This window comes from Leptothrix sp. (in: b-proteobacteria) (assembly GCF_965250675.1).
In the GTDB taxonomy this organism is placed as follows: domain Bacteria; phylum Pseudomonadota; class Gammaproteobacteria; order Burkholderiales; family Burkholderiaceae_C; genus Sphaerotilus.
In genome coordinates, this window is sequence record NZ_CBDFPH010000008.1 from 405864 (window position 1) to 428355 (window position 22492).

24 protein-coding genes are annotated in these 22492 nt (G+C 68.7%); 8 read left to right on the forward strand and 16 right to left on the reverse strand.

Translation table 11 applies throughout. From position 1 onward, the window contains the following. Window positions 1-73 precede the first annotated feature (73 nt). Window positions 74-580, forward strand: a complete 507-nt coding sequence (locus AC5IG3_RS11135; RefSeq protein WP_491906371.1) for a peroxiredoxin — start codon at window positions 74-76, stop codon at window positions 578-580. On the opposite strand, the gene AC5IG3_RS11140 is transcribed toward AC5IG3_RS11135, so the two are convergent. From AC5IG3_RS11140 to AC5IG3_RS11185, 10 genes are all read right to left on the reverse strand, one after another. After that, window positions 581-1591, reverse strand: a complete 1011-nt coding sequence (locus tag AC5IG3_RS11140) for a zinc-ribbon and DUF3426 domain-containing protein (protein WP_491906372.1) — start codon at window positions 1589-1591, stop codon at window positions 581-583. It lies immediately after the preceding gene. 28 nt (window positions 1592-1619) lie between these two features. Then, window positions 1620-2528, reverse strand: coding sequence for a 50S ribosomal protein L11 methyltransferase (gene prmA / locus AC5IG3_RS11145; RefSeq protein ID WP_491906373.1), 909 nt, complete (start codon window positions 2526-2528; stop codon window positions 1620-1622). Window positions 2529-2562: 34 nt separating this feature from the next. Continuing rightward, window positions 2563-3915: an acetyl-CoA carboxylase biotin carboxylase subunit gene (gene accC / locus AC5IG3_RS11150; protein ID WP_491906374.1), complete on the reverse strand. Its 1353-nt coding sequence runs from the start codon at window positions 3913-3915 to the stop codon at window positions 2563-2565. A gap of 10 nt (window positions 3916-3925) precedes the next feature. Further along, on the reverse strand, window positions 3926-4390 hold the full coding sequence (gene accB, locus AC5IG3_RS11155) for an acetyl-CoA carboxylase biotin carboxyl carrier protein (protein WP_491906375.1): 465 nt from the start codon (window positions 4388-4390) through the stop codon (window positions 3926-3928). 222 nt (window positions 4391-4612) lie between these two features. Continuing rightward, on the reverse strand, window positions 4613-5212 hold the full coding sequence (locus AC5IG3_RS11160) for a TlpA family protein disulfide reductase (protein ID WP_491906376.1): 600 nt from the start codon (window positions 5210-5212) through the stop codon (window positions 4613-4615). Continuing rightward, window positions 5209-5847: a hypothetical protein gene (locus AC5IG3_RS11165; protein WP_491906377.1), complete on the reverse strand. Its 639-nt coding sequence runs from the start codon at window positions 5845-5847 to the stop codon at window positions 5209-5211. Before AC5IG3_RS11165 ends, AC5IG3_RS11160 begins: the two co-directional genes overlap by 4 nt. Window positions 5848-5901: 54 nt before the next feature. Next, on the reverse strand, window positions 5902-6711 hold the full coding sequence (locus AC5IG3_RS11170) for a transglycosylase domain-containing protein (protein ID WP_491906378.1): 810 nt from the start codon (window positions 6709-6711) through the stop codon (window positions 5902-5904). Beyond that, a complete protein-coding gene (gene aroE, locus AC5IG3_RS11175; protein WP_491906379.1) occupies window positions 6711-7544 on the reverse strand; it encodes a shikimate dehydrogenase in 834 nt (277 codons plus the stop codon). The genes AC5IG3_RS11170 and aroE overlap by 1 nt, the downstream gene beginning before the upstream one ends. 35 nt (window positions 7545-7579) lie before the next feature. Next, a complete protein-coding gene (locus AC5IG3_RS11180) occupies window positions 7580-8452 on the reverse strand; it encodes an energy transducer TonB (protein ID WP_491906380.1) in 873 nt (290 codons plus the stop codon). Window positions 8453-8485: 33 nt separating this feature from the next. Beyond that, window positions 8486-10576: a ribonuclease catalytic domain-containing protein gene (locus AC5IG3_RS11185; protein WP_491906381.1), complete on the reverse strand. Its 2091-nt coding sequence runs from the start codon at window positions 10574-10576 to the stop codon at window positions 8486-8488. Between the two features lie 45 nt (window positions 10577-10621). Here AC5IG3_RS11185 and AC5IG3_RS11190 point away from each other — a divergent pair, with 45 nt between their 5' ends. Further along, window positions 10622-11188 (forward strand): Uma2 family endonuclease, encoded by a 567-nt coding sequence (locus AC5IG3_RS11190; RefSeq protein ID WP_491906382.1) that lies wholly within the window; start codon window positions 10622-10624, stop codon window positions 11186-11188. Window positions 11189-11203: 15 nt separating this feature from the next. Here AC5IG3_RS11190 and fabG read toward each other — a convergent pair whose 3' ends face one another. Genes fabG through mpl form a run of 3 tightly spaced genes read right to left on the reverse strand, consistent with a single transcriptional unit; the run spans window position 11204 to window position 13927 of the window. Then, on the reverse strand, window positions 11204-11944 hold the full coding sequence (gene fabG, locus AC5IG3_RS11195) for a 3-oxoacyl-ACP reductase FabG (RefSeq protein ID WP_491906383.1): 741 nt from the start codon (window positions 11942-11944) through the stop codon (window positions 11204-11206). A 17-nt stretch (window positions 11945-11961) separates the two neighbouring features. Continuing rightward, a complete protein-coding gene (locus AC5IG3_RS11200; protein WP_491906384.1) occupies window positions 11962-12546 on the reverse strand; it encodes a YqiA/YcfP family alpha/beta fold hydrolase in 585 nt (194 codons plus the stop codon). 13 nt (window positions 12547-12559) lie between these two features. Next, window positions 12560-13927 (reverse strand): UDP-N-acetylmuramate:L-alanyl-gamma-D-glutamyl-meso-diaminopimelate ligase, encoded by a 1368-nt coding sequence (gene mpl, locus AC5IG3_RS11205; RefSeq protein WP_491906385.1) that lies wholly within the window; start codon window positions 13925-13927, stop codon window positions 12560-12562. A 64-nt stretch (window positions 13928-13991) separates the two neighbouring features. Between mpl and AC5IG3_RS11210 the strand changes: the two genes are divergently transcribed. Then, entirely contained in the window at window positions 13992-15068 is a 1077-nt protein-coding gene (locus AC5IG3_RS11210) for a 6-phosphofructokinase (RefSeq protein ID WP_491906386.1), read from the forward strand. Between the two features lie 26 nt (window positions 15069-15094). Here the strand turns inward: AC5IG3_RS11210 and AC5IG3_RS11215 are convergent, their stop codons facing one another. Genes AC5IG3_RS11215 through thiD form a run of 3 tightly spaced genes read right to left on the reverse strand, consistent with a single transcriptional unit; the run spans window position 15095 to window position 18308 of the window. Beyond that, window positions 15095-16003, reverse strand: a complete 909-nt coding sequence (locus AC5IG3_RS11215; RefSeq protein ID WP_491906387.1) for a D-hexose-6-phosphate mutarotase — start codon at window positions 16001-16003, stop codon at window positions 15095-15097. A gap of 28 nt (window positions 16004-16031) precedes the next feature. Beyond that, window positions 16032-17318 carry a glutamate-1-semialdehyde 2,1-aminomutase gene (gene hemL, locus AC5IG3_RS11220; protein WP_491906388.1) on the reverse strand — a complete coding sequence of 429 codons (1287 nt, stop codon included), beginning with the start codon at window positions 17316-17318 and terminating at the stop codon, window positions 16032-16034. A 45-nt stretch (window positions 17319-17363) separates the two neighbouring features. After that, entirely contained in the window at window positions 17364-18308 is a 945-nt protein-coding gene (gene thiD, locus AC5IG3_RS11225) for a bifunctional hydroxymethylpyrimidine kinase/phosphomethylpyrimidine kinase (RefSeq protein WP_491906389.1), read from the reverse strand. Between the two features lie 194 nt (window positions 18309-18502). On the opposite strand from thiD, the gene AC5IG3_RS11230 reads away from it, so the two are divergent. The 5 genes from AC5IG3_RS11230 to AC5IG3_RS11250 all read left to right on the forward strand — a co-directional run bounded on the left by AC5IG3_RS11230 (window position 18503) and on the right by AC5IG3_RS11250 (window position 22480). After that, window positions 18503-18655 carry a rubredoxin gene (locus AC5IG3_RS11230; protein ID WP_491906778.1) on the forward strand — a complete coding sequence of 51 codons (153 nt, stop codon included), beginning with the start codon at window positions 18503-18505 and terminating at the stop codon, window positions 18653-18655. A gap of 56 nt (window positions 18656-18711) precedes the next feature. Further along, the gene (locus tag AC5IG3_RS11235; RefSeq protein WP_491906390.1) at window positions 18712-19128 is read left to right on the forward strand and encodes a response regulator; all 417 of its coding nucleotides are present in this window, start codon (window positions 18712-18714) and stop codon (window positions 19126-19128) included. Between the two features lie 87 nt (window positions 19129-19215). Next, the gene (locus tag AC5IG3_RS11240) at window positions 19216-19581 is read left to right on the forward strand and encodes a response regulator (protein WP_491906391.1); all 366 of its coding nucleotides are present in this window, start codon (window positions 19216-19218) and stop codon (window positions 19579-19581) included. Window positions 19582-19591: 10 nt separating this feature from the next. Next, entirely contained in the window at window positions 19592-20125 is a 534-nt protein-coding gene (locus tag AC5IG3_RS11245) for a chemotaxis protein CheW (RefSeq protein WP_491906392.1), read from the forward strand. A gap of 57 nt (window positions 20126-20182) precedes the next feature. Further along, complete coding sequence (locus AC5IG3_RS11250; RefSeq protein WP_491906393.1) at window positions 20183-22480, forward strand: methyl-accepting chemotaxis protein; 2298 nt, start codon at window positions 20183-20185, stop codon at window positions 22478-22480. The last annotated feature ends 12 nt before the right edge of the window (window positions 22481-22492 follow it).

A 22492-nucleotide genomic window follows, 5' to 3' on the forward strand; every position in this document is an offset into this window, starting at 1 on the left:
GGCAGGCCAGGAAACTGGCAGCCGGTTTTTTTTCATCCCTGCATTTACTGACATTTCCTGAAGGAGCCACCCCATGTTGAAGATCGGTGACAAGTTGCCTGCGGGCACGCTGTACGAATACGTCGAAGTCGAGGGCGAAGGCTGCAGCATCGGCCCGAACGCCTTTGAAGTGGACAAGGCCACCGCCGGCAAGAAGATCGCCATCTTCGCGCTGCCTGGCGCCTACACCCCGACCTGCTCGGCCCAGCATGTGCCCGGCTACGTCCAGCACGCGGCGGATTTCAAGGCCGCCGGTGTCGACGAGATCTGGTGCATCTCCGTCAACGACGCCTTCGTGATGGGGGCCTGGGGCCGTGAACTCGGCACGCAAGGCAAGGTCCGCATGATGGGCGATGGCAGCGCGCTGTTCAGCCAGGCCACCGGCCTGACGCTCGACCTGACCGCGCGCGGCCTGGGCCTGCGCTCCAACCGCTATTCGATGCTGGTCGAAGACGGCGTGGTCAAGACGCTCAACGTCGAAGGTCCGGGCAAGTTCGAGGTCAGCGACGCGCAGACCCTGCTGAATCAGGCCCGCGCCTGATCAGGGATAGAAGGCGGCGACCGTGTAGCCCGCAAAGCGCCGTTCGCTGCTGGTGAATTCCAGCTGCCACTGGCTCTCGCCGGTGGCCAGTTCCGCCGGGCGGCGGAACTCCTCGGGGCTGAGCACGCGCCGCACGAGCAAGGCGCCGCTGGCGTCGCTCAGGCTCAGTTCCAGGTGCGGTGCCTGCACCGTGAACTCGGCGTGGTTCTGCAGCGTGACCTGCAGCCGATAGGCATCGACGCCCGGCGGTCGGGTCAGCGTGGTGTTGTCGACCAGCAGGGCTTCCAGCAGCCGCGGCGGCTGCAACGTGCAGCCTTGCCAGGCGCAGGCGCTCGTCAAGACCGGGCGGGTCCAGGCCCAGCGCGCGGCGAGCAGGTCGCGGTAGTGCCAGCCGAGTTGCAGCACCAGGCCTGACGCGGCGCACAGTGCTGCCAGCACCAGCCCCGCACGCACCAGCGGATGCCGCCAGCGCTCCTCGCGCTGGGCGCTGACCACGAAGCTGGGCAGGGGCGCACCGGCCTCGGCCGTGTCGAGGGGCGGGGTTTCCGCCGCAACCTTTTCGGTGGCCGGCGGCGTTTCGAGGGGGGCGATCGAGGGATCTGCCCACAGGGGATCCGCTGTCCAGGACGGCTCCTGGCTCTCGACCGCCGGTTCGGCGAGAAAAGGTGCTGGCTCTGGCAGCGGCGCAACAGCCGGCGGCAGCCATGCCGCTGAAGTGGGCGCCCAGGCCGAGTCGTCGTCGTCCGGTGCGTTGTCTGCTGCGGCGACAGGGGCTGTTGTCGGGCGCGCGGGCGGCTCTTCCGCCTGAGTCGTGGCGGGGAGCGGCAAATCGACCGTGCGCTGCAGCATGCTGGTGCCCGGCGGGGGGCGATCCAGATCGAACAGGCCTTCCAGCGCATTGAAGACTTCCTGGCACTGGCCGCAGCGCACCCAGCCTTCGGAGACCTTGAGCTGGTCTTCGATGACCCGGAAGACGGTACCGCAGGCAGGGCAGGACGTGGCCAGACTCATGCGTGCGACGGCCGACCGGTCGGCTTGATTACAGCGGCTTGACGCCGGTAAGCAGGATCCAGCCGTCCTCGCTGTCGCTTACCTGCATCGCCAGCCAGGGCGCGTAGGCGGCGATCAGTTCATCGGTCTGGCGCTCCAGAATGCCGGCCAGCACCAGCGCGCCACCGGGCGCGACATGGCCGCACAGCAGTGGCGCCAGCAGCTTGAGCGGCGCCGACAGGATGTTGGCCAGCACGACCGGGTACTCGCCCTGCGCCTTGTCGGGCAGGCCGGCGGTCAGGCTGACGTGGTTGGCGTGGGCGTTGGCGACGGTGGATTCCACCGCAGCCGGGTCGATGTCGACCGCGTCGATGCCCTGGGCGCCATGCAGGCCCGCGCCGATGGCCAGGATGCCCGAGCCGCAGCCGTAGTCGAGCACGCGCGGCCAGGGCGCGGTGGTGTCGGCGTAGCGGGCGATCCAGCGCAGGCACATGCGCGTGGTCGGGTGCGTGCCGGTGCCGAAGGCCAGACCCGGGTCGAGGCGCATGACGCGCTCGGCCTGGGCCGGCACTTCGTGCCAGGTCGGCACGATCCAGAAGTGGTCGGTGATGGGCACCGGGTCGAACTGGCTTTGCGTCAGGCGCACCCAGTCCTGCTCGGCCACGGTCTGCAGGCCTTGCACGTGCAACTCGCCGAAGCTGCCTTCGGCCAGCAGCGTGGTGGCGGCTTCGGTGGCAGTGGCCTCGTCGTCGAACAGCACCTTGAGCACCGAGTGGCGCCAGCCGCGGATCTGCTCACCCAGCGTCGCGGGCATGCCCGGCTCGCCGAAGATCGGCGCCTCGTCGGGCGTGTCGGCGTCGGCGTCTTCCACCGTGACCGCCAGCGCGTCCAACTCCATCAGCGCGTCCGAGATCGCTTCCACTTCGCTGGCTTCCGCCAGCAACATCAACTCAACCATTTCAGCCCTTGTGCCTGTCGCCTGTGCCGACCGTTCAGCGCTTCTTGCGCTGCTCCATCCAGCCTTCCAGGTAGTGGATGTTGGTGCCGCCTTCCATGAAGGCGGCGTCCGACATCAACTCGCGGTGCAGCGGGATGTTGGTGGAAATGCCCTCGACCAGCGTCTCGCTCAACGCACTGCGCATGCGGGCCAGGGCCTGCTCGCGGGTGTCGCCGTGCACGATGATCTTGCCGATCATCGAGTCGTAGTTGGGCGGGACGAAGTAGTTGGTGTAGGCGTGCGAGTCGACCCGCACCCCCGGGCCGCCCGGCGGGTGCCACATCGAGATGCGGCCCGGCGAGGGCATGAAGGTATAGGGATCCTCGGCGTTGATGCGGCATTCGATCGAATGGCCGCGCACCTGCACCTGCTTCTGCGTGAAGCCGAGCGGCTCGCCGGCGGCGATGCGGATCTGCTGCTGCACGATGTCGATGCCGGTGACCAACTCGGTCACCGGGTGCTCGACCTGCACGCGCGTGTTCATCTCGATGAAGTAGAACTCGCCGTTCTCGAACAGGAACTCGAAAGTGCCTGCGCCGCGGTAGCCGATCTTCTTGCACGCGTTGGCACAGCGTTCGCCGATCTTCTCGATCACCTTGCGCGGGATGCCCGGCGCGGGTGCCTCTTCGATGATCTTCTGGTGGCGGCGCTGCATCGAGCAGTCGCGCTCGCCCAGCCACACGGCGTGGCCGTGGGTGTCGGAGAGCACCTGGATCTCGATGTGGCGCGGGTTCTCGAGGAACTTCTCCATGTACACCGCCGGGTTGCCGAACGCGGCACCCGCTTCGGCACGGGTGGTTTCCACCGCGTGTAGCAGCGCCGCCTCGGTGTGCACCACGCGCATGCCACGGCCACCGCCGCCGCCGGCGGCCTTGATGATGACCGGGTAGCCGATCTCACGGCCGATGCGCACGATCTCCTGCGGGTCCTCAGGCAGCGCGCCCGGCACGCCTGGCACCGTGGGAACGCCGGCCTTGACCATGGCGTCCTTGGCCGAGACCTTGTCGCCCATCAGGCGGATCGACTCGGGGCGCGGACCGATGAAGGCGAAGCCGCTTTTCTCGACCCGCTCGGCAAAGTCGGCGTTCTCCGACAGGAACCCGTAGCCGGGGTGGATGGCTTCGGCGTCGGTGACCTCGGCTGCGGCGATGATCGCCGGCATGTTGAGGTAGCTGCGCGCCGAGGCGGCCGGGCCGATGCAGACCGCCTCGTCGGCGAGCTTGACGTACTTGGCCTCGCGGTCGGCTTCGGAGTACACCACCACCGCCTGGATGCCCATTTCGCGGCAGGCGCGCTGAATGCGCAGCGCGATCTCGCCTCGGTTGGCGATCAGGAGTTTCTTGAACATCGCCGCCGCCTTACTCGACGATGAACAGCGGCTGGCCGTACTCGACCGCCTGACCGTTGTCGACCAGCACCTTGGTGATGGTGCCGGCGATGTCGCTGTCGATCTCGTTCATGATCTTCATGGCCTCGATGATGCACACCGCCTGGCCTTCCTTGACCTGCTGGCCGACGTCGACCAGCGGCTTGGCGCCCGGGTTGGCCGCGCGGTAGAACGTGCCGACCATGGGCGACTTGACCACATGCCCACTCGGGGCAGCGGCGGCCACGGGTGCAGCCGCAACGGCTGCGGCGGCTGGCGCCACGGGCGCTGCGGCCTGCTGAGGGGCTGCGTATTGCGGCACCATGGTCACCATGCCGGCAGCTTGCGGGCTGCTCTTGACGATGCGCACCTTGCCGTCGGCTTCGGTGATCTCCAATTCCGAGACGTTCGATTCCGACACCAGGTCGATCAGGGTCTTGAGCTTGCGAAGGTCCATGCGGGGGGCTCCGTATTCTTGAGTTGGCAGCGTCGCGGCACGCCACCCCACGGTGTCGGCCCGACCTGATTCATGCGTGGTTCATGCGGCGCGGTGCCGGGGCACCGCTCGCCCTGGATATGGGCGATGCGTATGAATGATGCGAGTTTGAAAGACGAAACCCGGACTTTACGCGCTTTTCAGTTCGTAACGGCACTTGACAGCGCGCTTTTTACCCGATCCTTACACGCGCAGCGCGTCTGCCCACTGCATCAGTTCGGCGTGATTCGTCTCGCCGAGCTTGCGCTGTACCACCTCGCCGCGCGCATCGAACAGCACGCTGAAGGGCAGGCCACCGCTCGGATTGCCCAGTGCGCGCGCCAGTTCGGTGCCGGCAAAACCCGCCAGCCCGATGCCGAAGCCCACCGGCGTCTTCTTCAGGAATTCACGCACGGGCGTGGGGCCGTCCACCGCCAGGCCAATGACCTGCACGCCCTGCTTGTTCTCGCGCGAAAAGCGGTCGAGCTGCGGCATTTCCTTGACGCACGGCGGGCACCAGGTGGCCCAGAAATTCACCAGCAGCGGCTGGCCGCGCAGCGCGGCCAGCGCCAGTTCGCCGCCTTCGGGACGCTCGAAGCGCTGTGCCCACCAGTCGCCGCCCTCGGAGGACGAGGCCGCAGCATCTGCTGCCGCCACAGGGGTGGGCGCTGCGGCGTCGGTGGCGGCGGCTGGCGTGGCGTCCGGCTGCAGCCATTGCCAGCCCAGGCCGGCGGCGGCGCTGGCACCGGCCACCAGGCCGAACGTCCAGAAGCGCCGGCGGGCCGGATCGGTGTCTTGCGTCATGAGGTGCTTTCTGAAGAGGAGTGGGCGGAAGCGGTGGCGGACTCGGCCTGCAGCAGGCGCTGCAGCGCGGCCAGATCGCCGCGCGGGCTGCGGCCACGGCTGTCGGCCTTGAGCGCGCCGCGCAGGTCATCGCGGTCGAGCACCGTCAGGTGCACCGTCACCGGCTCGGCCAGTTCGGCGCAGTAGTGCGCCAGGCTCAGCACGTCGACGGTCTCGCCGCGCGGCCCCCGTGTGGCGCCGACGTCGTAGTCGGCGCGTTGGTTGAGCAGCGCAATCTCGGCCGACTTGCTGTCATCGCAATACAGCTGCAGGTGGATGGACGACAGCCGCGTGGCCGTGCCGCGCCAGACCGCGCCGCACAGGTGCGGGCGAAACTCCGCCAGCCGTGCCATCCACAGCGCCGCCACGCCGCGCAGCGCGGCCAGCTCGGCCGGCTGGGTGTCGGCGCAGAACAGCGCCAGGTACTCGCGCACGGCGTCCTCGACCTGATCGTTGTCGGGCAGCAGGCCGGGCTTGACGCTGTGCCGGCCCAGGTCGCGCAGCGCGCGGCGCTTGGCCGGGCCGTATTCCATGCCGTCCTCGACCACCAGGCGGGCGGCCTGGGCGGCGATTTCTTCGGTCAGTTCTGCAGACATGGCGGCGATTCTAGGGAGCGCTCATGTCGTCCGCCTGGGGCCTGCAAATCGACCTCACGGCAGCTCGACCGCCCCCATGCGCGCGGCCACCGTGCCGGCACGGCTCAGCAGATAGCCCGAGTCCGGGCGCTTCTCGAAGCGCTTGGGTGCCGGCAGCATCACCGCCAGCCGGGCCGCCTGGTTTGGACTGAGCTGGCTGGCGTCGACGCGAAAGTAGTTGCGCGCGGCGGCCTGCGCGCCGAAGACGCCCTCACCCCATTCGACGTGGTTTAGGTAGATCTCCAGGATGCGCTGCTTGGGCAGCAGCGCTTCCAGCATGAAGGTGATCAGGAACTCCTGCGCCTTGCGCGGCGCGGTGCGCTCGCCCGACAGGAACAGGTTCTTGGCGAGCTGCTGGCTGATGGTCGAGCCGCCCACCACCTTGGCCTCGACCTGGCGCGGCGCGGCCGGCACGGTCTTGCCGCGTTTCTGCGCCAGGGTCTCGGCCTGCTGCTGGCGCCGTTGCAGGTTCTGGTTGAGCTTCTCGGCCCGGGCTTCGGCACGCTGGTTGCGTTCCCAGGCTTTCTCGATGGCGTCCCATTCGACGCCGCTGTGCTCGGCAAAGCCGGCGTCTTCGCTGGCGATCACGGCGCGTTTGAGCGAGTTGCTGATCTGCGCGTACGGGCGCCAGCTCTGGCTCCACAGGACCTGGTGCTGCTCGGCGGCCAGGCGGGCGATCTCGCTGCGCTCGAAGCTGGTCGACGCCGGGTCGACCCAGCGCATCAGCGCGATGCGGCCCAGAAAGTAGCCCTGCAGCGCCACAAAGCACACCAGCAGCAGGACCAGCAGCCGCCAGGCGTGGGTGCGCAAGGTCTTAAGCGCCATCAGGCGGCATCGACCAGGGCGCGCAACTCGGCCAGCACCGGCGCGGTGTCGGGCCGCACGCCGCGCCAGAAGTGGAAGGACTCGGCCGCCTGCTCCACCAGCATGCCCAGGCCGTCGCGGCCCTGTGCGCCGTGCGCAGCAGCCCAGGCCATGAAGCCGCGCGCACCGGCGCCGTACATCATGTCCAGCGCCAGCGTGCCGGGGCGCAGCACGGCGGCCGACACCGGCACGGCCGCGCCGGTCAGGCTGCTGGCGGTGCCGTTGATGACGACGTCGAACGCGCTGCCGGCGTCGGCCAGACTGCGGGCGACCAGCGCCACGCCGTGCTGGTCGGCCAGCGCGCGGTGGCGCTCGACCAGCGCCTGCGCCTTGTCGAGCGTGCGGTTGACCAGCACCAGCTCGGCCGGCCGCGCCTCGATCAGCGGTCCGAGCACGCCAGCGGCCGCGCCGCCCGCACCGATCACCAGCAGGCGCTGGCCCGCCAGCGGGCAGCCGGCGTTGTTCTGCAGGTCACGCACCAGGCCGACGCCGTCGGTGTTGTCGGCGCTGACCTGGTCGCCGTCGAAGCGCAGCGTGTTGGCGGCCTGCGCCAGCAGCGCACGCGGCGTGTGCATCTGCGCCAGCTGCCAGGCCTCGAACTTGAAAGGCACCGTCACATTGCAGCCCCGGCCGCCTTCGGCGCGCAGCGTGCGCACGGTGCCCAGGAAATCATCCAGCGGCGCCTGCAGGCGGCCGTAGTCGATGGCCTGGCCGGTCGCCTCGGCAAACAGGCGCTGAATGTGCGGCGAGCGGCTGTGCTCGACCGGGTGGCCGATGACGGCGTAACGATCCATGGTGGCAACTGCAGAAGACAGGGTGTGGAAGGAAATCAGCGCCCGCTGGCGTCTTCGACGGCGGCACGCAGGCCCTCGTCGCGGGTGAAGCGGAAGCGCGAGACAAACGCCAGCTGATCGAAGCGCGCTTCCATCGCCGGCGTGAAGCTGCCGTAGGGGCCCGCGCTGCGCACGATGCTGAGCGCGCGCTTGTCGAGCAGCTTGTTGCCCGAGCCCTGAATGATCTCGGCCTGCACCACCCCCCCGCGCGTGTTGACGGCCACCAGCATCGTCAGCTCGCCGTAGAGCTTGCCACCGTTGGATTCGGGGAAGTTGCGCGTGCCGACGTCTTCGATGCGGCGGCGCAGGTTGTCGTAATAGATCGCGTGCACGCCTTCGCGCGCCGCCGGGCTGACGTAGCGGCGGCGCGGGCGGGCGTTCTCGACCTCGATGCGCTTCTCGATCTGCGCCAGCAGCGCCAGCAGCTGGCGGCGGCGCTCTTCCTCGGCCCGCTGCGCTGTCGTGGTGCTGGCCTGCTGCTGGCGCGCGTCGGGCTTGGGCAGCGCGGCCAGCTCGCGCTTGACCTGGGCCAGCAGCAGCATCTGCTGCGCCTGCATCTCCTCGATCTGGCGGCGCGTGTCTTCCAGCGCGTCGCCGGCCTGGTTGGCCATCATGGGCGGCAGCGGCGAGGTGGCGCGGCCCTGGGCCGCCTCGCCGCCTCCGGCCAGATCACGCTGGGCGATCACCTGCGCCTGGGTCGGCTTGGACGCTGTGCTGGCGTTGACCAGCACCACTTCGAGCGGGCTGTCCTGCAGGATGCGGTCAAACCCGGCCGGGTCGACCGCCCGCAACAGCAGCAGCGCGGCGTGCAGCGCGACCGAGATCAGCAGCGCGATCTGCAGGGTGGAGAGCTGTTTCAGGCGCTGCATGACGCGGGATTCTGCCTTGAGGATGTCCGCCGTTCAGGCCGTGCCTGCGGCGGTGGCGACGGCTGCCGCGTCGCCCGGCTCGGGGGTGTCGGCGTCCTGCACGTCGATGGCCAGCGTCAGCGGTGCGGCGGCCTCGGCGGCGCTGTCTTCGGTGTCCTCGTCGATCACGGCGTCGTCGGCCGTGGTGGTCGGGTCATCGAGGCGCACGCTCACGGTGCCGCCGATGTCCAGCGTCAGCAGGTCCGGCTCGCCCAGCCGCACCCGCACGCGGGCGCCGCGCGGCAGCTGTTCGGCGCCCATGGCGCGCAGTACCAGCGGCAGGGTGTCGGCGCGCACCAGGCCGTCTTTCATGACGGCGCCCTCGATCTCGGTGACGCCGTTCTGCGTCAGCCAGCGCAGCGTCCAGTAACGCTCGATGCCGCGCTGGTAGTCGTTGTAGGCGCTGTAGGCCGCGTCGAAGCCGCTGATGATGGCGAACAGCGCCGTGTCCTTGGGCTTGAACGGCGCGGCCAGCGCGGCGGTGCGGCCGTGGCGGGCGCAGGCAATGATCTGCCACTGGTTGACCAGGTCGACGTAGCGCCGCAGCGGCGACGTGGCCCAGGTGTAGTGCGCCACGCCCATGCCGGCATGCGGCTGGGCGCGCGTGCTCATGCGCACCTTGACGCCCGGCGCCATGCTGGCCTGACTGCGGTAGATGCCCGGCACGCCCAGCTCGTTGAGCCAGCCGCCCCAGGTGTTGTTGGCCAGGATCATGGCCTCGGCCACGATCAGGTCGAGCGGCGCGCCACGGCGGCGTTCGCTGATCAGCACGGTTTCGTCGCCCAGCGGCGGCAGCGTCGGCGCGTGGCCGTCGGCGTCGACCAGCTTGAAGTTGTAGTCGGCCCGGTTGAAGTTCTCGGGCTTGCCGCGCACCACCTCGCGCCCGGCTTTCAGGTGCTTGGCCAGCCGCCAGCCGAAGCCCAGCTCGGCCGCGAACGGGAAATCGGCTGGCGCCGTGCCTTCCAGCGCGGCTTCGGTGATGACGGCGTCGAGCTTGTCATGCCTCAGGTTGGCGGCAATCGGCACGCGCTCGATGCGGGTCTCGGTCGCCTTGACCTCCAGCGTGGCCTCGTCGAAGGTCACGTACAAGGACACGGCCGGGCAGTCGCGTCCTTCCATCAGCGTGTAGCTCTGCACCACGTCGTCGGGCAGCATGGTCAGCTTCCAGCCCGGCATGTAGACGGTGGAGAAGCGGTCGCGCGCGACCTTGTCGATGGCCGAATCCGGCTGCACCGCCAGCGCGGGCGCGGCAATGTGCACGCCGAAGATCACCGTGCCGGTGCCCAGGCCTTGCACCGACAGCGCATCGTCGATCTCGGTCGTGGCCGAATCGTCGACCGAGAAGGCCTGCACCGCCGCCAGCGGCAGCTCGTCCTTGATGGCCGGTGCGCTGAGCGCGGCCGGGAAGCCGACTCCCTTGGGGAACTGCTCGAACAGGAAGCGCTGCCAGTGGAACTGGTAGGGGCTGTTGATGGCGCCGGCCGTCAGCAGCAGGTCGAGCGGGGCACGCTGCGCCTTCTTGGCCGCGTCGACCACCGCCTTGTATTCGGGCGCGTTCTTGTCGGGTTTGAACAGGATCTTGTAGAGCTGCTCGCGCACCGGCGTCGGGCAGCTGCCAGCGATCAGCTCGCCCGCCCAGGCCTCGATCTGCGCGGCCTGCTGCGCCTTGCGTTCGATCGCCAGCAGGGCGGCCTTGACGATATCCTCAGGCGCCTTGCGGAACTGGCCCTTGCCGGCGCGGCGGAAGTAATGCGGCGCAGCCTGCAGCTTGAACAGCGCAGCGGCCTGGTGCGTGACGCCGGCGCCGGCGTCGAAGTAGTCGCGGGCGAAGTCGCCGAAGGCAAAGTCCTCTTCGGGCGCGAATTCCCAGGCGAGGTTGAGATCAATCTCCTCGGCCAGCTTCGCCCCCTGGGCGATCAGCTCGGCCGGCGCGGGCTTGTCAAAGCGCAGCAGCACATTGGCCGCCTTGACCTTGACCCGCTTGCCGGACTCCAGCTCGACTTGCATCGAGCTCTCCGCTTCGGACAACACACGACCGGCAAGAAACTTGCCGCCTTCATCAAACAGGGCATAGAGCTGGGCCATAGGGGCGGGATTGTCGCTGATGGCCCTGAGGCTAGTATCCAGCGCATGTTGACCAAGCGTCTGCCGATTGATCTTGCAAGCTACCTGGACTGGGAAGATGAGCAGCCCGGCCGTCACGAATGGGTGCAGGGCCGCGTGCGTGCGCTGGTGGACGACCGCCGGGTCGAAAATTTAGTGAAAGGCAATCTGGCGGTGGCGTTGAAGGTGCAGCTTCGGGGGCACCCCGCCCGAGCTTTCATGCACTCTGCCAAGGTGCAGACGCCAGACGACGCCATCCTCTATCCCGACGTCTTCGTCACCTGCGACGCCGCCGATCTGCGCACCGAGCAGATCTTCACCGCGCCGACGCTGGTGGTTGAAGTGCTGTCGCCCTCGACCCAGGCCTACGACCGGGGCCTGAAATTCACGCTCTACCGGCGCCTGGCCAGCTTGCGCGAATACCTGCTGGTCGACCCCGACACGCGCGAGTTGCAGCTGTTCCGCCGTGGCGCCGACGGCCTGTTCACACTGCACGACCTGACGGGTGCAGCACAGGTCGAGTTCGTCAGCCTGGGCGTCACGCTGGCGGCTGACGAGATTTTTGACGGCCTGGATGAAGCGCCGGCCGCCTGACCGTCCGTCAGTTCGTCACACCGTCAACCCGCCAGCCACCTCGATCACCGCGCCGTTGATGTAGCTGGCCTCGTCGCTGGCCAGGAAGGCGTAGACGTTGGCGATTTCCTCGGGGCGGCCCAGGCGCTTGAGTGGCACCTCGTCGCGCATCTGCGCCATCACCTTGTCGGGAATGGTCGCCAGGATCGGCGTCTCGATGAAGCCCGGCGCGACCGCGTTGACGCGCACGCCCTTGGGGCCGAGTTCGCGGCTCCAGGTCTTGGTGAAGCCGATCACGCCGAACTTGCTGGCGGCGTAGTTGGTCTGGCCGAAGTTGCCGTAGATGCCGACCACGCTGCTGGCGTTCAGGATCACGCCCGAGCCCTGCGCAACCATGATGTCGGCCACCGCCTGGGCGCAGTGGAAGACCGCGCGCAGGTTGACGTCGATGACGGCGTCGAACTGCTCGATCGTCATCTTCTGCAGCCGGGCGTCGCGGGTGATGCCGGCGTTGTTGACCAGCGTGTCGATGCGACCGAACTTGGCCTTGACGGCGGCGACCATGGCGTCGACCGCCGCGCGGTCGGTGACGTTGACGGCAAAGCCTTCCGATTGCGCACCGAGTTCACGGCACTGCGCCACCGCCGCGTCCACGCTGTCCTGCTTCATGTCGCAGACGATCACGATGGCGCCTTCGCGGGCGAACTTCAGCGCCGTGGCCAGGCCGATGCCCTGGGCGGCGCCGGTGATGATGGAAACCTTGTCTTGCAGTCGCATGAGGATGTGTCCCGGGATCAGGGTTGAAGTGACAGGAAACTCAGCAGGCGCGGCAGGTGCGCGTCGAAATCGCTCAGCGCGTGGTCGCTGCCGTCGATCAGCACCATCGGGCTGGCGGCGTAGTGGGCGTGCATTTCGCGCCAGTCCAGCACCTCGTCGCCCTGGGCGATGAAGGCCAGGTAGCGCTCGGGCTGCGTCAGGGCGACGGGCGTCATGGTGCGCAGTTCGTCGATGAAGCCGGGCTGGAAGAAGAAGCTCTCGGCCGGATCGTGCCAGCTGGTCTGCTCGCCGATGGACTTGGCCAGGTCGCGCGCCGGATAAACGGCCGGGTTGATCAGCACCGCGGGCCAGCCCAGCCGCTCGGCCACCACGGTGGCGTAGAAGCCGCCCAGCGAACTGCCGATCACGGCGCTTGTCTGTGCCGGCCAGTCGGCCACGCCCGCCAGCAGCAAGTCCAGCGCGGCCTGTGGCGACGGCGGCAATTGCGGGCACCACCAGTGCACGTCGGGCCGGTGCGCGGCGACCCAGGTGGCCATCTGGCGCGCCTTGGTCGACTGCGGCGACGAGCGGAAGCCGTGCAAATACAGCAGATGCGTCGTCATGCTCGCCGCGTGTTCAGCGCTTGGCCAGGGCGTCGAGCAGCTTGCCATGCACGCCGCCGAAGCCGCCGTTGCTCATGCACAGGATCTGGTCGCCGGGCTTGGCGGCGCGCACGACGGCCGCCACCAGCTTGTCGATCTGGTCATGCACCTGGGCCTGGTCGCCCAGCGGCGCCAGCGCGGCAGCCGCGTCCCAGCCCAGGCCGGCGCTGTGGCAGAAGCTCAGGTCGGCCTCCTCCAGCGCCCACGGCAGCTGCTGCGCCATGGTGCCGAGCTTCATGGTGTTGGAGCGCGGCTCGAAGACGGCCAGGATGCGCGCGCCGCCGACCTTGCGGCGCAGGCCGTTGACGGTGGTGTGGATGGCGGTCGGGTGGTGGGCGAAGTCGTCGTAGACCTTGATGGCTGCGCCGTTCACCATCACCTCGCCGCGCAGTTCCAGCCGGCGGCGCACGTTCTGGAAGTTGGCCAGTGCGGCGGCGGCGGCCTCGGGCGGCACGCCGACGTGTTCGGCTGCGGCGATGGCTGCCAGCGCGTTGAGCTGGTTGTGCTCGCCCAGCAGCGCCCAGTCGACGCGGCCCACTTTCATGCTGCCGCGCAGCACGTCGAACGCATGCGGCTCACCGCGGGCGCGCAGCGCACCGGGTTCCTCTTTCCTGGCGCCGAAACGCACCACCTCGCTCCAGCAGCCGCGCGTCAGCACGCGCTGCAGGCTGTCTTCGCGGGCGTTGACCACCAGCCGGCCGCTGGCGGGCACGGTGCGCACCAGGTGGTGGAACTGGGTTTCGATCGCGGCCAGGTCCGGGAAGATGTCGGCGTGGTCGTATTCGAGGTTGTTCAGGATCGCGGTGCGCGGCCGGTAGTGCACGAACTTGCTGCGCTTGTCGAAGAAGGCGGTGTCGTACTCGTCCGCTTCAATCACGAAGCATTTTCCCTGGCCCAGCCGCGCCGAGACGCCGAAGTTCTGCGGCACGCCGCCGACCAGAAAGCCGGGCTGCAGCCCGGCGTGCTCCAGCACCCAGGCCAGCATCGCGGTGGTGGTGGTCTTGCCGTGCGTGCCGGCCACGGCCAGCACGTGGCGGCCTTGCAGCACGTGTTCAGCCAGCCACTGCGGGCCGCTGGTGTAGGGCGCGCCGGCGTCCAGAATGGCTTCCATCAGCGGGTTGCCACGGCTGACGACATTGCCGATCACGTACAGATCGGGCTTCAACGCCAGCTGATCGGCGCCGAAGCCTTCGATCAGCTCAATGTCCAGCGCGCGCAGCTGGTCGCTCATGGGCGGGTAGACGTTGGCGTCGCAGCCGGTGACGCGGTGGCCCGCCTCGCGGGCGAGCGCGGCCAGCCCGCCCATGAACGTGCCGCAAATGCCGAGAATATGGATGTGCATCGGCAGATTCTAGGAGTCGATGCGGCCCCCGGATTGAGCTTGCCCCACCGCCCAGGAGACTCAGATGAACATCGCCTCTTCCCCGCCGCGCATTGGCGTGCTCACCGGCGGCGGCGACTGCCCCGGCCTGAACGCGGTGATCCGCGCGGTGACCAAGTCGCTCATCCACCAGTGCGGCGCCGAGGTCATCGGCATCGAGGACGGTTTTCTCGGCCTGATCGAGCGCCGCGTGCGGCCGCTGGACTGGCGCTCGGTCAGCGGCATCCTGGCCACCGGCGGCACGGTGCTGGGCACCAGCAACACGGCCAGCCCGTTCGCGTGGAAAGGCCAGGACGTGTCCGACGCGGTGCTGGCCTACGCGCGGGAGTTGGGGCTGCAGGCGCTGGTGGCCATCGGCGGCGACGGCACCATGACCATCGCCCATGCGCTGGCGCAGCGCGGCCTGCCGGTGGTGGGCGTGCCCAAGACCATCGACAACGACATCGAGCACAACGAGCGCAGCTTCGGCTTCGACACCGCCGTGGCCACCGTGACCGATGCGCTGGAGCGCGTGCAGACCACCGGCCAGAGCCACGGCCGGGTCATGATCGTCGAGACCATGGGCCGCTATGCCGGCTGGATTGCGCTGGAGGCGGGCATCGCCGGCGCGGCCGACGTGATCCTGCTGCCGGAGTTGCCCTACCGCGTCGAGGCGGTGGCGGCGGTCTGCCGTGAGCGTGCGCAGCGCCAGCGTTTCACCGTGATCTGCATCGCCGAAGGCGCGGCGGAGCAGGGCGGCGGCCTGACGGTGGAGCGCACCGTGCCGGGCAGCCCCGACCCGCTGCGGCTGGGCGGCGTCGGCCATGTGCTGCGGGCGCAGTTGCAGCCGCAGGTCGACAGCGAGGTGCGCACCACCGTGCTCGGCCACGTGCAGCGCGGCGGCCGCCCGACGCCGTTCGACCGCGTGCTGGCGACGCAATACGGCAACGCGGCCGCGCATCTGGTGCAGCGCGGCGAGTTCAACCGCATGGTGACGTTGCAGGGCGGGCGGCTCACCAGCGTCGAGCTGGCGGCGGTGGCAGGCCGCAACCGCTGCGTGCCGCCGGGTCACCCGCTGCTGGTGTGCGCGCGGGAGATCGGGGTGAGTTTCGGGCAGGCCTGAGCGGCCTGTCCGTCAGCGGGCGGCGGTCAGTTTGCCGCCACCAGCGTCTGCATGGCCGACCATTCCTCGCCGGCCACCAGCCGCACCGGGTTGCCGATCTGGGCGGCTTCGACGCAGAGCATGCCGAGCCAGTCGTCGTCGGGCATGTCGGGCAGCGCAGCGCATTTCTCGGGGCCGGGGTTCCAGAGCACCACGTCCTCGAAGCCGTTGCTGACGATGTTGACGCGCCGGCCGATCTCGCGCAGCAGCAGCGCGCTGGGTGCCTGCCAGTAGATGCGCTCGATTTCCTGGGCGATGGTGACCACGTCGATCCACTGCTGGCGCGGCTGGCCGAGCACCATGTCCTGGTAGTTCTGGCTCATCAGGCCTTCGAGCTGGGCGCGGCGCACGTCGGCGCAGGCCAGGTAGGTGTGCAGCGAGGCCTGGAACTCGATCGGCATCTCGCCGTTGTTGACCACCGCCAGCTCCATCTCCAGCCGCGAGCCGTCGACGCTCACGGTCAACTCCAGCGTGAAGGCGTGCGGCCAGATGGCGCGGGTGGTTTCGTCGTCGGTCAGGGTCAGCACGGCGAAGGCGTGCTCGCCGCGCACCTCGGCCTGGTTGAGCGTCCAGGTGCGGTCGCGCGCAAAGCCGTGCTTGGGCAGCGGTCCTTCGTTGCCGAACTGCGGGAAGATCACCGGCACGCCGCCGCGCACGGCGCCACCGTTGCCGTAGTGCGCGGTGGGCGAGAGGTAGAGCTGCTCCTCGCCGCCGGCCGGCTGCCACGACACCACCTGCGCGCCGTGCAGCAGCACGACCGCCTGGGCGCCGCCGGGCGAGCGCAGTTGCACGGCGGGCTGGCCGTTGAAGTCGAACAGGCCGGTGCGCCGGAAGGCGCGCGGCTGCTCTTGAGGAACGACGGCGGAGGCGGAGTCAGGCAAAAGGGAGTCGGTCATCGTCGGGCGAAGGGAGTTCAGGCGCAGTTCAGGCACGCAACGCGGCGCGGGCGGCTTCGACCGTGGCGGCAATGTCGGCGTCGGTGTGCGCGGCGCTGACGAAGCCGGCTTCATACAGCGCCGGCGCCAGGTACACGCCGTGGTCGAGCATGCCGTGGAAGTAGCGGTTGAAGCGGTCCTTGTCGGTGGTCATGACCACGCCGTAGTTCTGCGGCAGCTCCTTCATGAAGAAGAAGCCGAACATGCCGCCCAGGCTGTCGCCGACGAAGTCGACCCCGGCCTCGTCCGCCGCGAGTTGCAGGCCGGCGACCAGCGCGGTGGTCTTGGCCGACAGGGCCTCGAAGAAGCCGGGCTTCCTGATTTCGCGCAGCGTGGCCAGGCCGCAGGCGGTGGCTATCGGGTTGCCGCTGAGCGTGCCGGCCTGGTAGACCGTGCCGAGCGGGGCGAGGTGGCTCATGATCTTGCGCGAGGCGCCGAACGCCGCCAGCGGCATGCCGCCGCCGATGACCTTGCCGAACACGCTGATGTCGGGCGCAAAGCCCGGAATCGCGGCGGCGTAGAGGCTCTGGGCACTGCCGAGGGCGACGCGGAAACCGCTCATCACCTCGTCGAGCACCAGCAGCGCGCCGTGCTGGGTGCACAGCTCGCGCAGGCGCTTCATGAACGGCACCTGGGTGCGCACGAAGTTCATGTTGCCGGCGATCGGCTCGATCATCACGCAGGCGAGTTCCGGCCCGTGCAGCTGGAAGGCCTCTTCCAGTTGCTCAAGGTTGTTGAACTCCAGCACCAGCGTGTGCTGCACCACTTCGGGCGGCACGCCCGACGAGGTCGGGTTGCCGAAGGTGGCCAGGCCCGAGCCGGCTTTCACCAGCAGCGCGTCGGCGTGGCCGTGGTAGCAGCCCTCGAACTTGATGAACTTGGAGCGGCCGGTGGCGCCGCGTGCCAGCCGGATGGCGGTCATGGCGGCTTCGGTGCCGGAGCTGACCAGGCGCACCTGCTCGATGCTGGGCACCAGGCTGATGATCTCTTCGGCTAGTTCGACCTCGCGCTCGGTCGGCGCGCCGAAGCTGAAGCCTTCCAGCGCAGCCTTCTGCACCGCTTCGAGCACGGCGGGGTGGCCGTGGCCGAGGATCATCGGGCCCCAGGAGCCGATGTAGTCGATGTAGCGCCGGCCTTCGGCGTCCCACATGTAGGCGCCTTCGGCACGGGCGATGAAGCGCGGCGTGCCGCCGACGGCGCGGAAGGCGCGCACGGGCGAGTTCACGCCGCCGGGGATGCACGCTTGCGCGCGCTCAAACAGTTCTGCGTTGTTCAAGGCATCAACGCCGGCGCGGGGCCGGCGTCCTCAAGGCTGGGGTTTTCAGTGGATGCTGCGCGGGTTGGGCGCGATGTCGGCGTCGGTGCCGTCGCTGTCGACCAGGCCGTCGCCTTCTTCTTCCTCGCCCTCGGGCAAGGCCCAGAAGAAGCGGTCGGGCACGACATTGCCCATGCCCGGGCGGAAGCCCGAGTCGAGCGCCTGGTCGAGAAACGCCAGCGCCTCGGAGATCGCCATGTGCAGCTCGGCGCCGGTGGCCAGCAGCGCGGCCAGCGCGGCCGAGAGCGTGTCGCCCGCGCCGATGAAGGTGGCCTCGAAGCGCTCGAACTTCTCGCCGCTGATGGCGCCTTGCGGCGACGCCAGCACGTTGTCGATGTTGTTGTTGGGCAGTGGCATGCCGGTGACCAGCACGTACTTGGTGCCATGCTCGCCGGCGGCCACGGCCAGTTCACGCGCCGAGGGCGGGCGCTCGGACTCCCACTCGGGCAGCAGGAAGTCGGCCAGCGTCTTGTGGTTGCCCACCAGCACCTCGGTCTGCGGCAGCACCAGTTCGCGCAGGGCGTCGTGGTAGGACTGCGAGGCGTCCTCGTCGTCGATCCACGACAGGCTGGGCAGGTAGGTCACCAGCGGCACGTCGGGGTAGTCCGACAGGATCTCGGCCACCGCGCCGACCGTCTCGGCCGAACCCAGGAAGCCGACCTTCCAGCCGGCGATGGTCAGGTCTTCGAGCACGCTGCGAGCCTGCTCGACCACCACGTCGGCGTCGATCAGGTGCTGGTCGAAGACCTCGGCGGTGTCGCGCATCACGATCGTGGTGACCACCGGCAGCGCATGCGCACCCATGGCCGAGATGGTGGCGATGTCCGCCGACAGGCCGCCGGCGCCGGTGGTGTCGCTGGCGTTGAAGCTCATGACGCAGGCGGGCGAACCCATGTCCTGCTCATCTTCGCTGTCGGGAATGGGAAGGGTTTCGGGGGGTGTGGGCTTCATCAGTCGCAGTCGGAGTGCGCGGTATTCGCGGTGTGCGGCAGGGCTCAGGGTCACCGGCTGAAAAGCTCTAGGACTTTCTGAGAAATCTTGCGTAGGTGCCCACGGGCGTTTGTTTTTTTGCCAAAGCCCGTCGCTACAATCTCAACCCATTGTAGTCAAGCTGAATATATAGCGTGAGCCCTTCTCTTACTTGGATGTGCCTGATCTGCGGGTGGATTTATGACGAGGCTGCCGGAGATCCGGAGCACGACATCGCCCCCGGAACCGCGTGGGCCGATGTGCCGATGAACTGGGTTTGCCCCGAGTGCGGCGCCCGCAAGGAAGACTTCGAGATGGTGCAAATCTAGTCGCTCAGGCGACGCTGCATTGCACCACTGCCGTCAAGAGCGAGGAAACAGCCGTCGTGGAAACCCTGTCCAGCCCCAACGGGCTCAACCGCGACCCGCAAGTGGCGCGCGTGCTGGTCATTGATGACAGCAACACGATCCGGCGCAGTGCCGAGATTTTCCTCAAGCAAGGCGGCTGCGAAGTGGTGCTGGCCGAAGACGGCTTCGACGCGCTGGCCAAGGTCAGCGACTACCGGCCCGACGTGATCTTCTGCGACATCCTGATGCCGCGCCTTGACGGCTACCAGACCTGCGCCATCATCAAGCGCAACCCCGAGTTCGCCGGGGTGCCGGTGATCATGCTGTCCTCCAAGGACGGCCTGTTCGACAAGGCGCGCGGGCGCATGGTCGGCTCGCAGGACTACCTGACCAAGCCATTCACCAAGGATCAGTTGCTGCAGGCCGTGCAGCAACACCGGCGAGTGGTGGCCTGATGGCTGCCCACGCGCCGAGCCGCAAGGCGTCGACTGCTCCGGCGGATTCGTACTGAGTCACCCACCGCAGCGCAAGGGATTTCCGCCATGCCGATCCACAACATTCTCTTAGTGGATGACTCCAGGACCGAGTTGCACGTGCTCTCGGACATGCTCAGTCGCAAGGGCTTCAAGGTTCGCACCGCCGAAAACGGCGATGAGGCCCTGCGCCGTCTGGCCGAAGAAAAGCCCGACCTGATCCTGATGGACGTGGTGATGCCCGGCCAGAACGGCTTCCAGCTCACCCGCACCATCACGCGCGATCCGCAGTACGCCGACGTGCCGGTGATCATGTGCACCAGCAAGAACCAGGAGACCGACAAGGTCTGGGGCATGCGCCAGGGCGCGCGTGACTACGTCGTCAAACCGGTCAACGCCGACGAACTCGTGCAGAAGATCCGCGCCTTCGGCTGAGGCAGACACCATGGCCAACAAGCAAGCATTACGCGACCTGCAAGGGCGTCTGGCCGAGCGGCTGCAGGAGGCGCAGTCGGCGCCGCGCAGCGTCGGCTGGCTGGCGGTCGAATCGGCCGGCTACGGCTTTCTGTTACCGCTGGCCGAGGCCGGCGAAATCTTCCAGGCGGGCGGCCTGCTGCCCGTGCCGCACACCCAGTCCTGGTTTCTGGGGGTTTCCAATCTGCGCGGCGTGCTGGCCGGCGTGGCCGATCTGGCCGGATTTCTGGGCTTGCGTCACGAAACACCGCCTCCCGTGCGCGAGCAAGGCCATCTGGTGGCGTTCAATCCGGTCCTGGAGATCAACGGCGCGCTGCTGGTTGATCGGCTGGCGGGCCTGCGCAATCAGGAACAGCTAGAGTCGGACGACACGCCGCCACCGCAGGATTGCCCCGGTTTCGTGGGCGCCACCTACCGCGATGCGGCCGGGCGGCGCTGGCAGGAAATCCGGCTGGCCGCCCTGGCGCGTGACGAGCGCTTTCTGCGCATCGTCGGTGGCGATTGACGCCCCGACGCCCCGGCTGACGCCGGGATCCATGAACTGACTTATGACGAGGCGCGGATGAGCTTGATCGACACCCTCAAGGGCTTTGGCAAACGCCGTGGCGATGCCGACCTGGCCGATGAGGTCTCCTACGTCGACGCTTATTCCGTCATGGAAGAGCACCGTGACGTGCCGGACACCATCCAGGATTCGAGCAACGCCAGCACGCTGGCCGATGACTCTCCCTCCATCATCAGCGAGGCGGCGCCCTCGGTGATGGCCGCCAACTTTGCGCCAGCGCGCGACTCGCTGCGGCCCACGCCGCTGGTGCGCAGCGGTGGCGCCAACCTGCCGCTGATCGGGCGCTGGTCGTCGGATCGCCAGCAGCGCCTGCTCGGCATCCTGCTGACGCTCGGTGTGCTCGGGCTGGTGCTGGCTTCGGTGCTGGCGGTGCGTTCGGCTGGGGGCAATGCCTCCCAGATCGGTGCCATGGGTACGGCGCTGATGCAGTCGCAACGGCTTGCCAAGGCGGTGTTGCAGACCCAGAGCGGCACGCCCGGCGCCGTGGCGGAAGTGCGTGAATCCGCTGATCTGCTGGCACGCAGCGTCCGCGACTTGCGCGATGCGGGTGCGGCCACGCCGGTCAAGCTCGACCCGCTGCTGCCGCTGGTCGACAAGGCCGAAAAGAACGCTGCCGTCATCGGCTCGCAGGAGGCGTGGCTGACCCCGTTCGGCCAAGGCCTGGTGGCGATCAACCGCGAGGCCCCGGGCTGGCTCGGCACAGCCGAGGTCATCGCGACCTTCAAGCAGCAGCAGGAGTCGCCCGCCGCTGAAGTGGCGGCTGCCGCGCGTCTGGGTTATCTGCTGCAGCGGGTGGTCAAGACGGCCAACGATGCGTTGTCGACGCAAGGCGCGTCCGCCTCTGCGCTGGCGCAGATCGACAAGGATCTGGAGTCCCTGCGCGCGCTCGGTCAGGGCCTGCTCGACGGGGGCGCCGAGCCCAAGCTGGCCGCGGCCCGCGACGCCACGCTGCGCGATCAGCTGGCGGTGGTGCTCAAGGCCCAGCAAGCGCTGCGTACCCAGCTCACGCCGCTGACCACCCACCTGCCGGCGCTGGCTGCCGTGCGCGAGGCCCAGCAGGCGCTGCTGGCCGACAGCGAACCGCTGCGCCTGGGGCTGGTCGATGCCGGGGGCGGTTTCTCGGTGGTGGGTGGCCTGGGCTGGTCGAGCCTGCTGCTGCTCGGCGCGTCGCTGCTGCTGGGCGTGATCGGTGGCATCGGCCTGTTGATGGTGTTCACGCATGAGCAGCGCCAGCGCGCCGCCATCGCCGACACCCAGCGCCATGAGGCCGAGCGCCAGGAGCGCGAAGCCAAGCGCGTCAACGACGCCAACCAGGCCGCCATCCTGCGGCTGATGAACGAGTTGCAGTCGGTCGCCGAGGGTGACCTGACCCAGCAGGCCACCGTGACCGAGGACATCACCGGCGCCATCGCCGACTCGGTCAACTACACCGTCGAGGAACTGCGCAGCCTGGTCTCGCAGGTGCAGGGCACCGCCGCGCGCGTGACCGACACCACCCAGCAGGTCGAGGCCACGTCCACCGAACTGCTGGCGGCATCCGACGAGCAGCTGCGCGAGATCCGCGAAACCGGCGAGGCCGTGCTGCAGATGGCCGGCCGCATCCAGCAGGTCTCGGGTCAGGCGCAGCAGTCGGCCGACGTGGCACACGAGTCGCTCACGGCGGCGGCTTCGGGCCTGACGGCGGTGCAGGACACCATCAGCGGCATGAACACGCTGCGCGAGCAGATCCAGGAAACCTCCAAGCGCATCAAGCGCCTGGGCGAGTCGTCGCAGGAGATCGGCGAGATCACCGAGCTGATCTCCGACATCACCGAGCAGACCAACGTGCTGGCGCTCAACGCCGCCATCCAGGCCGCCTCGGCCGGTGACGCCGGTCGCGGCTTCTCGGTCGTGGCCGAGGAAGTTCAGCGGCTGGCCGAGCGTTCGGGCGACGCCACGCGCCAGATCGCCGTGCTGGTCAAGACCATCCAGACCGACACCGCCGACGCCGTGGCTGCCATGGAGCGCTCGACGCAAGGCGTGGTCGAAGGCGCACGCCTGTCGGACAACGCCGGCACTGCACTCAGCGAGATCGACCGCGTCGCGCGCCGCCTGGCCGAGCTGATCGAGGAAATCTCCAACCAGGCCCGCCGCGAGGCCGACTCCGCCACCGTGGTGGCCCAGAACATTCAGCACATTTTTGCCGTGACCGAGCAGACGGGCGAAGGCACGCGCTCCACCGCGCAGCTGGTCCGCCAGCTGTCACGCACTGCCGAGGAACTGCGCCAGTCCGTGGCGCGCTTCAAGATCGGCTGACGCCCAGACGCC

What these genes read in the sequence shown, in the direction of transcription:
- AC5IG3_RS11135 (WP_491906371.1), top strand. Translation starts at nt 74, where the DNA reads ATGTTGAAGATCGGTGACAAGTTGCCTGCGGGCACGCTGTACGAATAC.
- AC5IG3_RS11140 (WP_491906372.1), bottom strand. Translation starts at nt 1,591, where the DNA reads ATGAGTCTGGCCACGTCCTGCCCTGCCTGCGGTACCGTCTTCCGGGTC.
- prmA (WP_491906373.1), bottom strand. Translation starts at nt 2,528, where the DNA reads ATGGTTGAGTTGATGTTGCTGGCGGAAGCCAGCGAAGTGGAAGCGATC.
- accC (WP_491906374.1), bottom strand. Translation starts at nt 3,915, where the DNA reads ATGTTCAAGAAACTCCTGATCGCCAACCGAGGCGAGATCGCGCTGCGC.
- accB (WP_491906375.1), bottom strand. Translation starts at nt 4,390, where the DNA reads ATGGACCTTCGCAAGCTCAAGACCCTGATCGACCTGGTGTCGGAATCG.
- AC5IG3_RS11160 (WP_491906376.1), bottom strand. Translation starts at nt 5,212, where the DNA reads ATGACGCAAGACACCGATCCGGCCCGCCGGCGCTTCTGGACGTTCGGC.
- AC5IG3_RS11165 (WP_491906377.1), bottom strand. Translation starts at nt 5,847, where the DNA reads ATGTCTGCAGAACTGACCGAAGAAATCGCCGCCCAGGCCGCCCGCCTG.
- AC5IG3_RS11170 (WP_491906378.1), bottom strand. Translation starts at nt 6,711, where the DNA reads ATGGCGCTTAAGACCTTGCGCACCCACGCCTGGCGGCTGCTGGTCCTG.
- aroE (WP_491906379.1), bottom strand. Translation starts at nt 7,544, where the DNA reads ATGGATCGTTACGCCGTCATCGGCCACCCGGTCGAGCACAGCCGCTCG.
- AC5IG3_RS11180 (WP_491906380.1), bottom strand. Translation starts at nt 8,452, where the DNA reads ATGCAGCGCCTGAAACAGCTCTCCACCCTGCAGATCGCGCTGCTGATC.
- AC5IG3_RS11185 (WP_491906381.1), bottom strand. Translation starts at nt 10,576, where the DNA reads ATGGCCCAGCTCTATGCCCTGTTTGATGAAGGCGGCAAGTTTCTTGCC.
- AC5IG3_RS11190 (WP_491906382.1), top strand. Translation starts at nt 10,622, where the DNA reads ATGTTGACCAAGCGTCTGCCGATTGATCTTGCAAGCTACCTGGACTGG.
- fabG (WP_491906383.1), bottom strand. Translation starts at nt 11,944, where the DNA reads ATGCGACTGCAAGACAAGGTTTCCATCATCACCGGCGCCGCCCAGGGC.
- AC5IG3_RS11200 (WP_491906384.1), bottom strand. Translation starts at nt 12,546, where the DNA reads ATGACGACGCATCTGCTGTATTTGCACGGCTTCCGCTCGTCGCCGCAG.
- mpl (WP_491906385.1), bottom strand. Translation starts at nt 13,927, where the DNA reads ATGCACATCCATATTCTCGGCATTTGCGGCACGTTCATGGGCGGGCTG.
- AC5IG3_RS11210 (WP_491906386.1), top strand. Translation starts at nt 13,992, where the DNA reads ATGAACATCGCCTCTTCCCCGCCGCGCATTGGCGTGCTCACCGGCGGC.
- AC5IG3_RS11215 (WP_491906387.1), bottom strand. Translation starts at nt 16,003, where the DNA reads ATGACCGACTCCCTTTTGCCTGACTCCGCCTCCGCCGTCGTTCCTCAA.
- thiD (WP_491906389.1), bottom strand. Translation starts at nt 18,308, where the DNA reads ATGAAGCCCACACCCCCCGAAACCCTTCCCATTCCCGACAGCGAAGAT.
- AC5IG3_RS11230 (WP_491906778.1), top strand. Translation starts at nt 18,503, where the DNA reads ATGTGCCTGATCTGCGGGTGGATTTATGACGAGGCTGCCGGAGATCCG.
- AC5IG3_RS11240 (WP_491906391.1), top strand. Translation starts at nt 19,216, where the DNA reads ATGCCGATCCACAACATTCTCTTAGTGGATGACTCCAGGACCGAGTTG.
- AC5IG3_RS11245 (WP_491906392.1), top strand. Translation starts at nt 19,592, where the DNA reads ATGGCCAACAAGCAAGCATTACGCGACCTGCAAGGGCGTCTGGCCGAG.
- AC5IG3_RS11250 (WP_491906393.1), top strand. Translation starts at nt 20,183, where the DNA reads ATGAGCTTGATCGACACCCTCAAGGGCTTTGGCAAACGCCGTGGCGAT.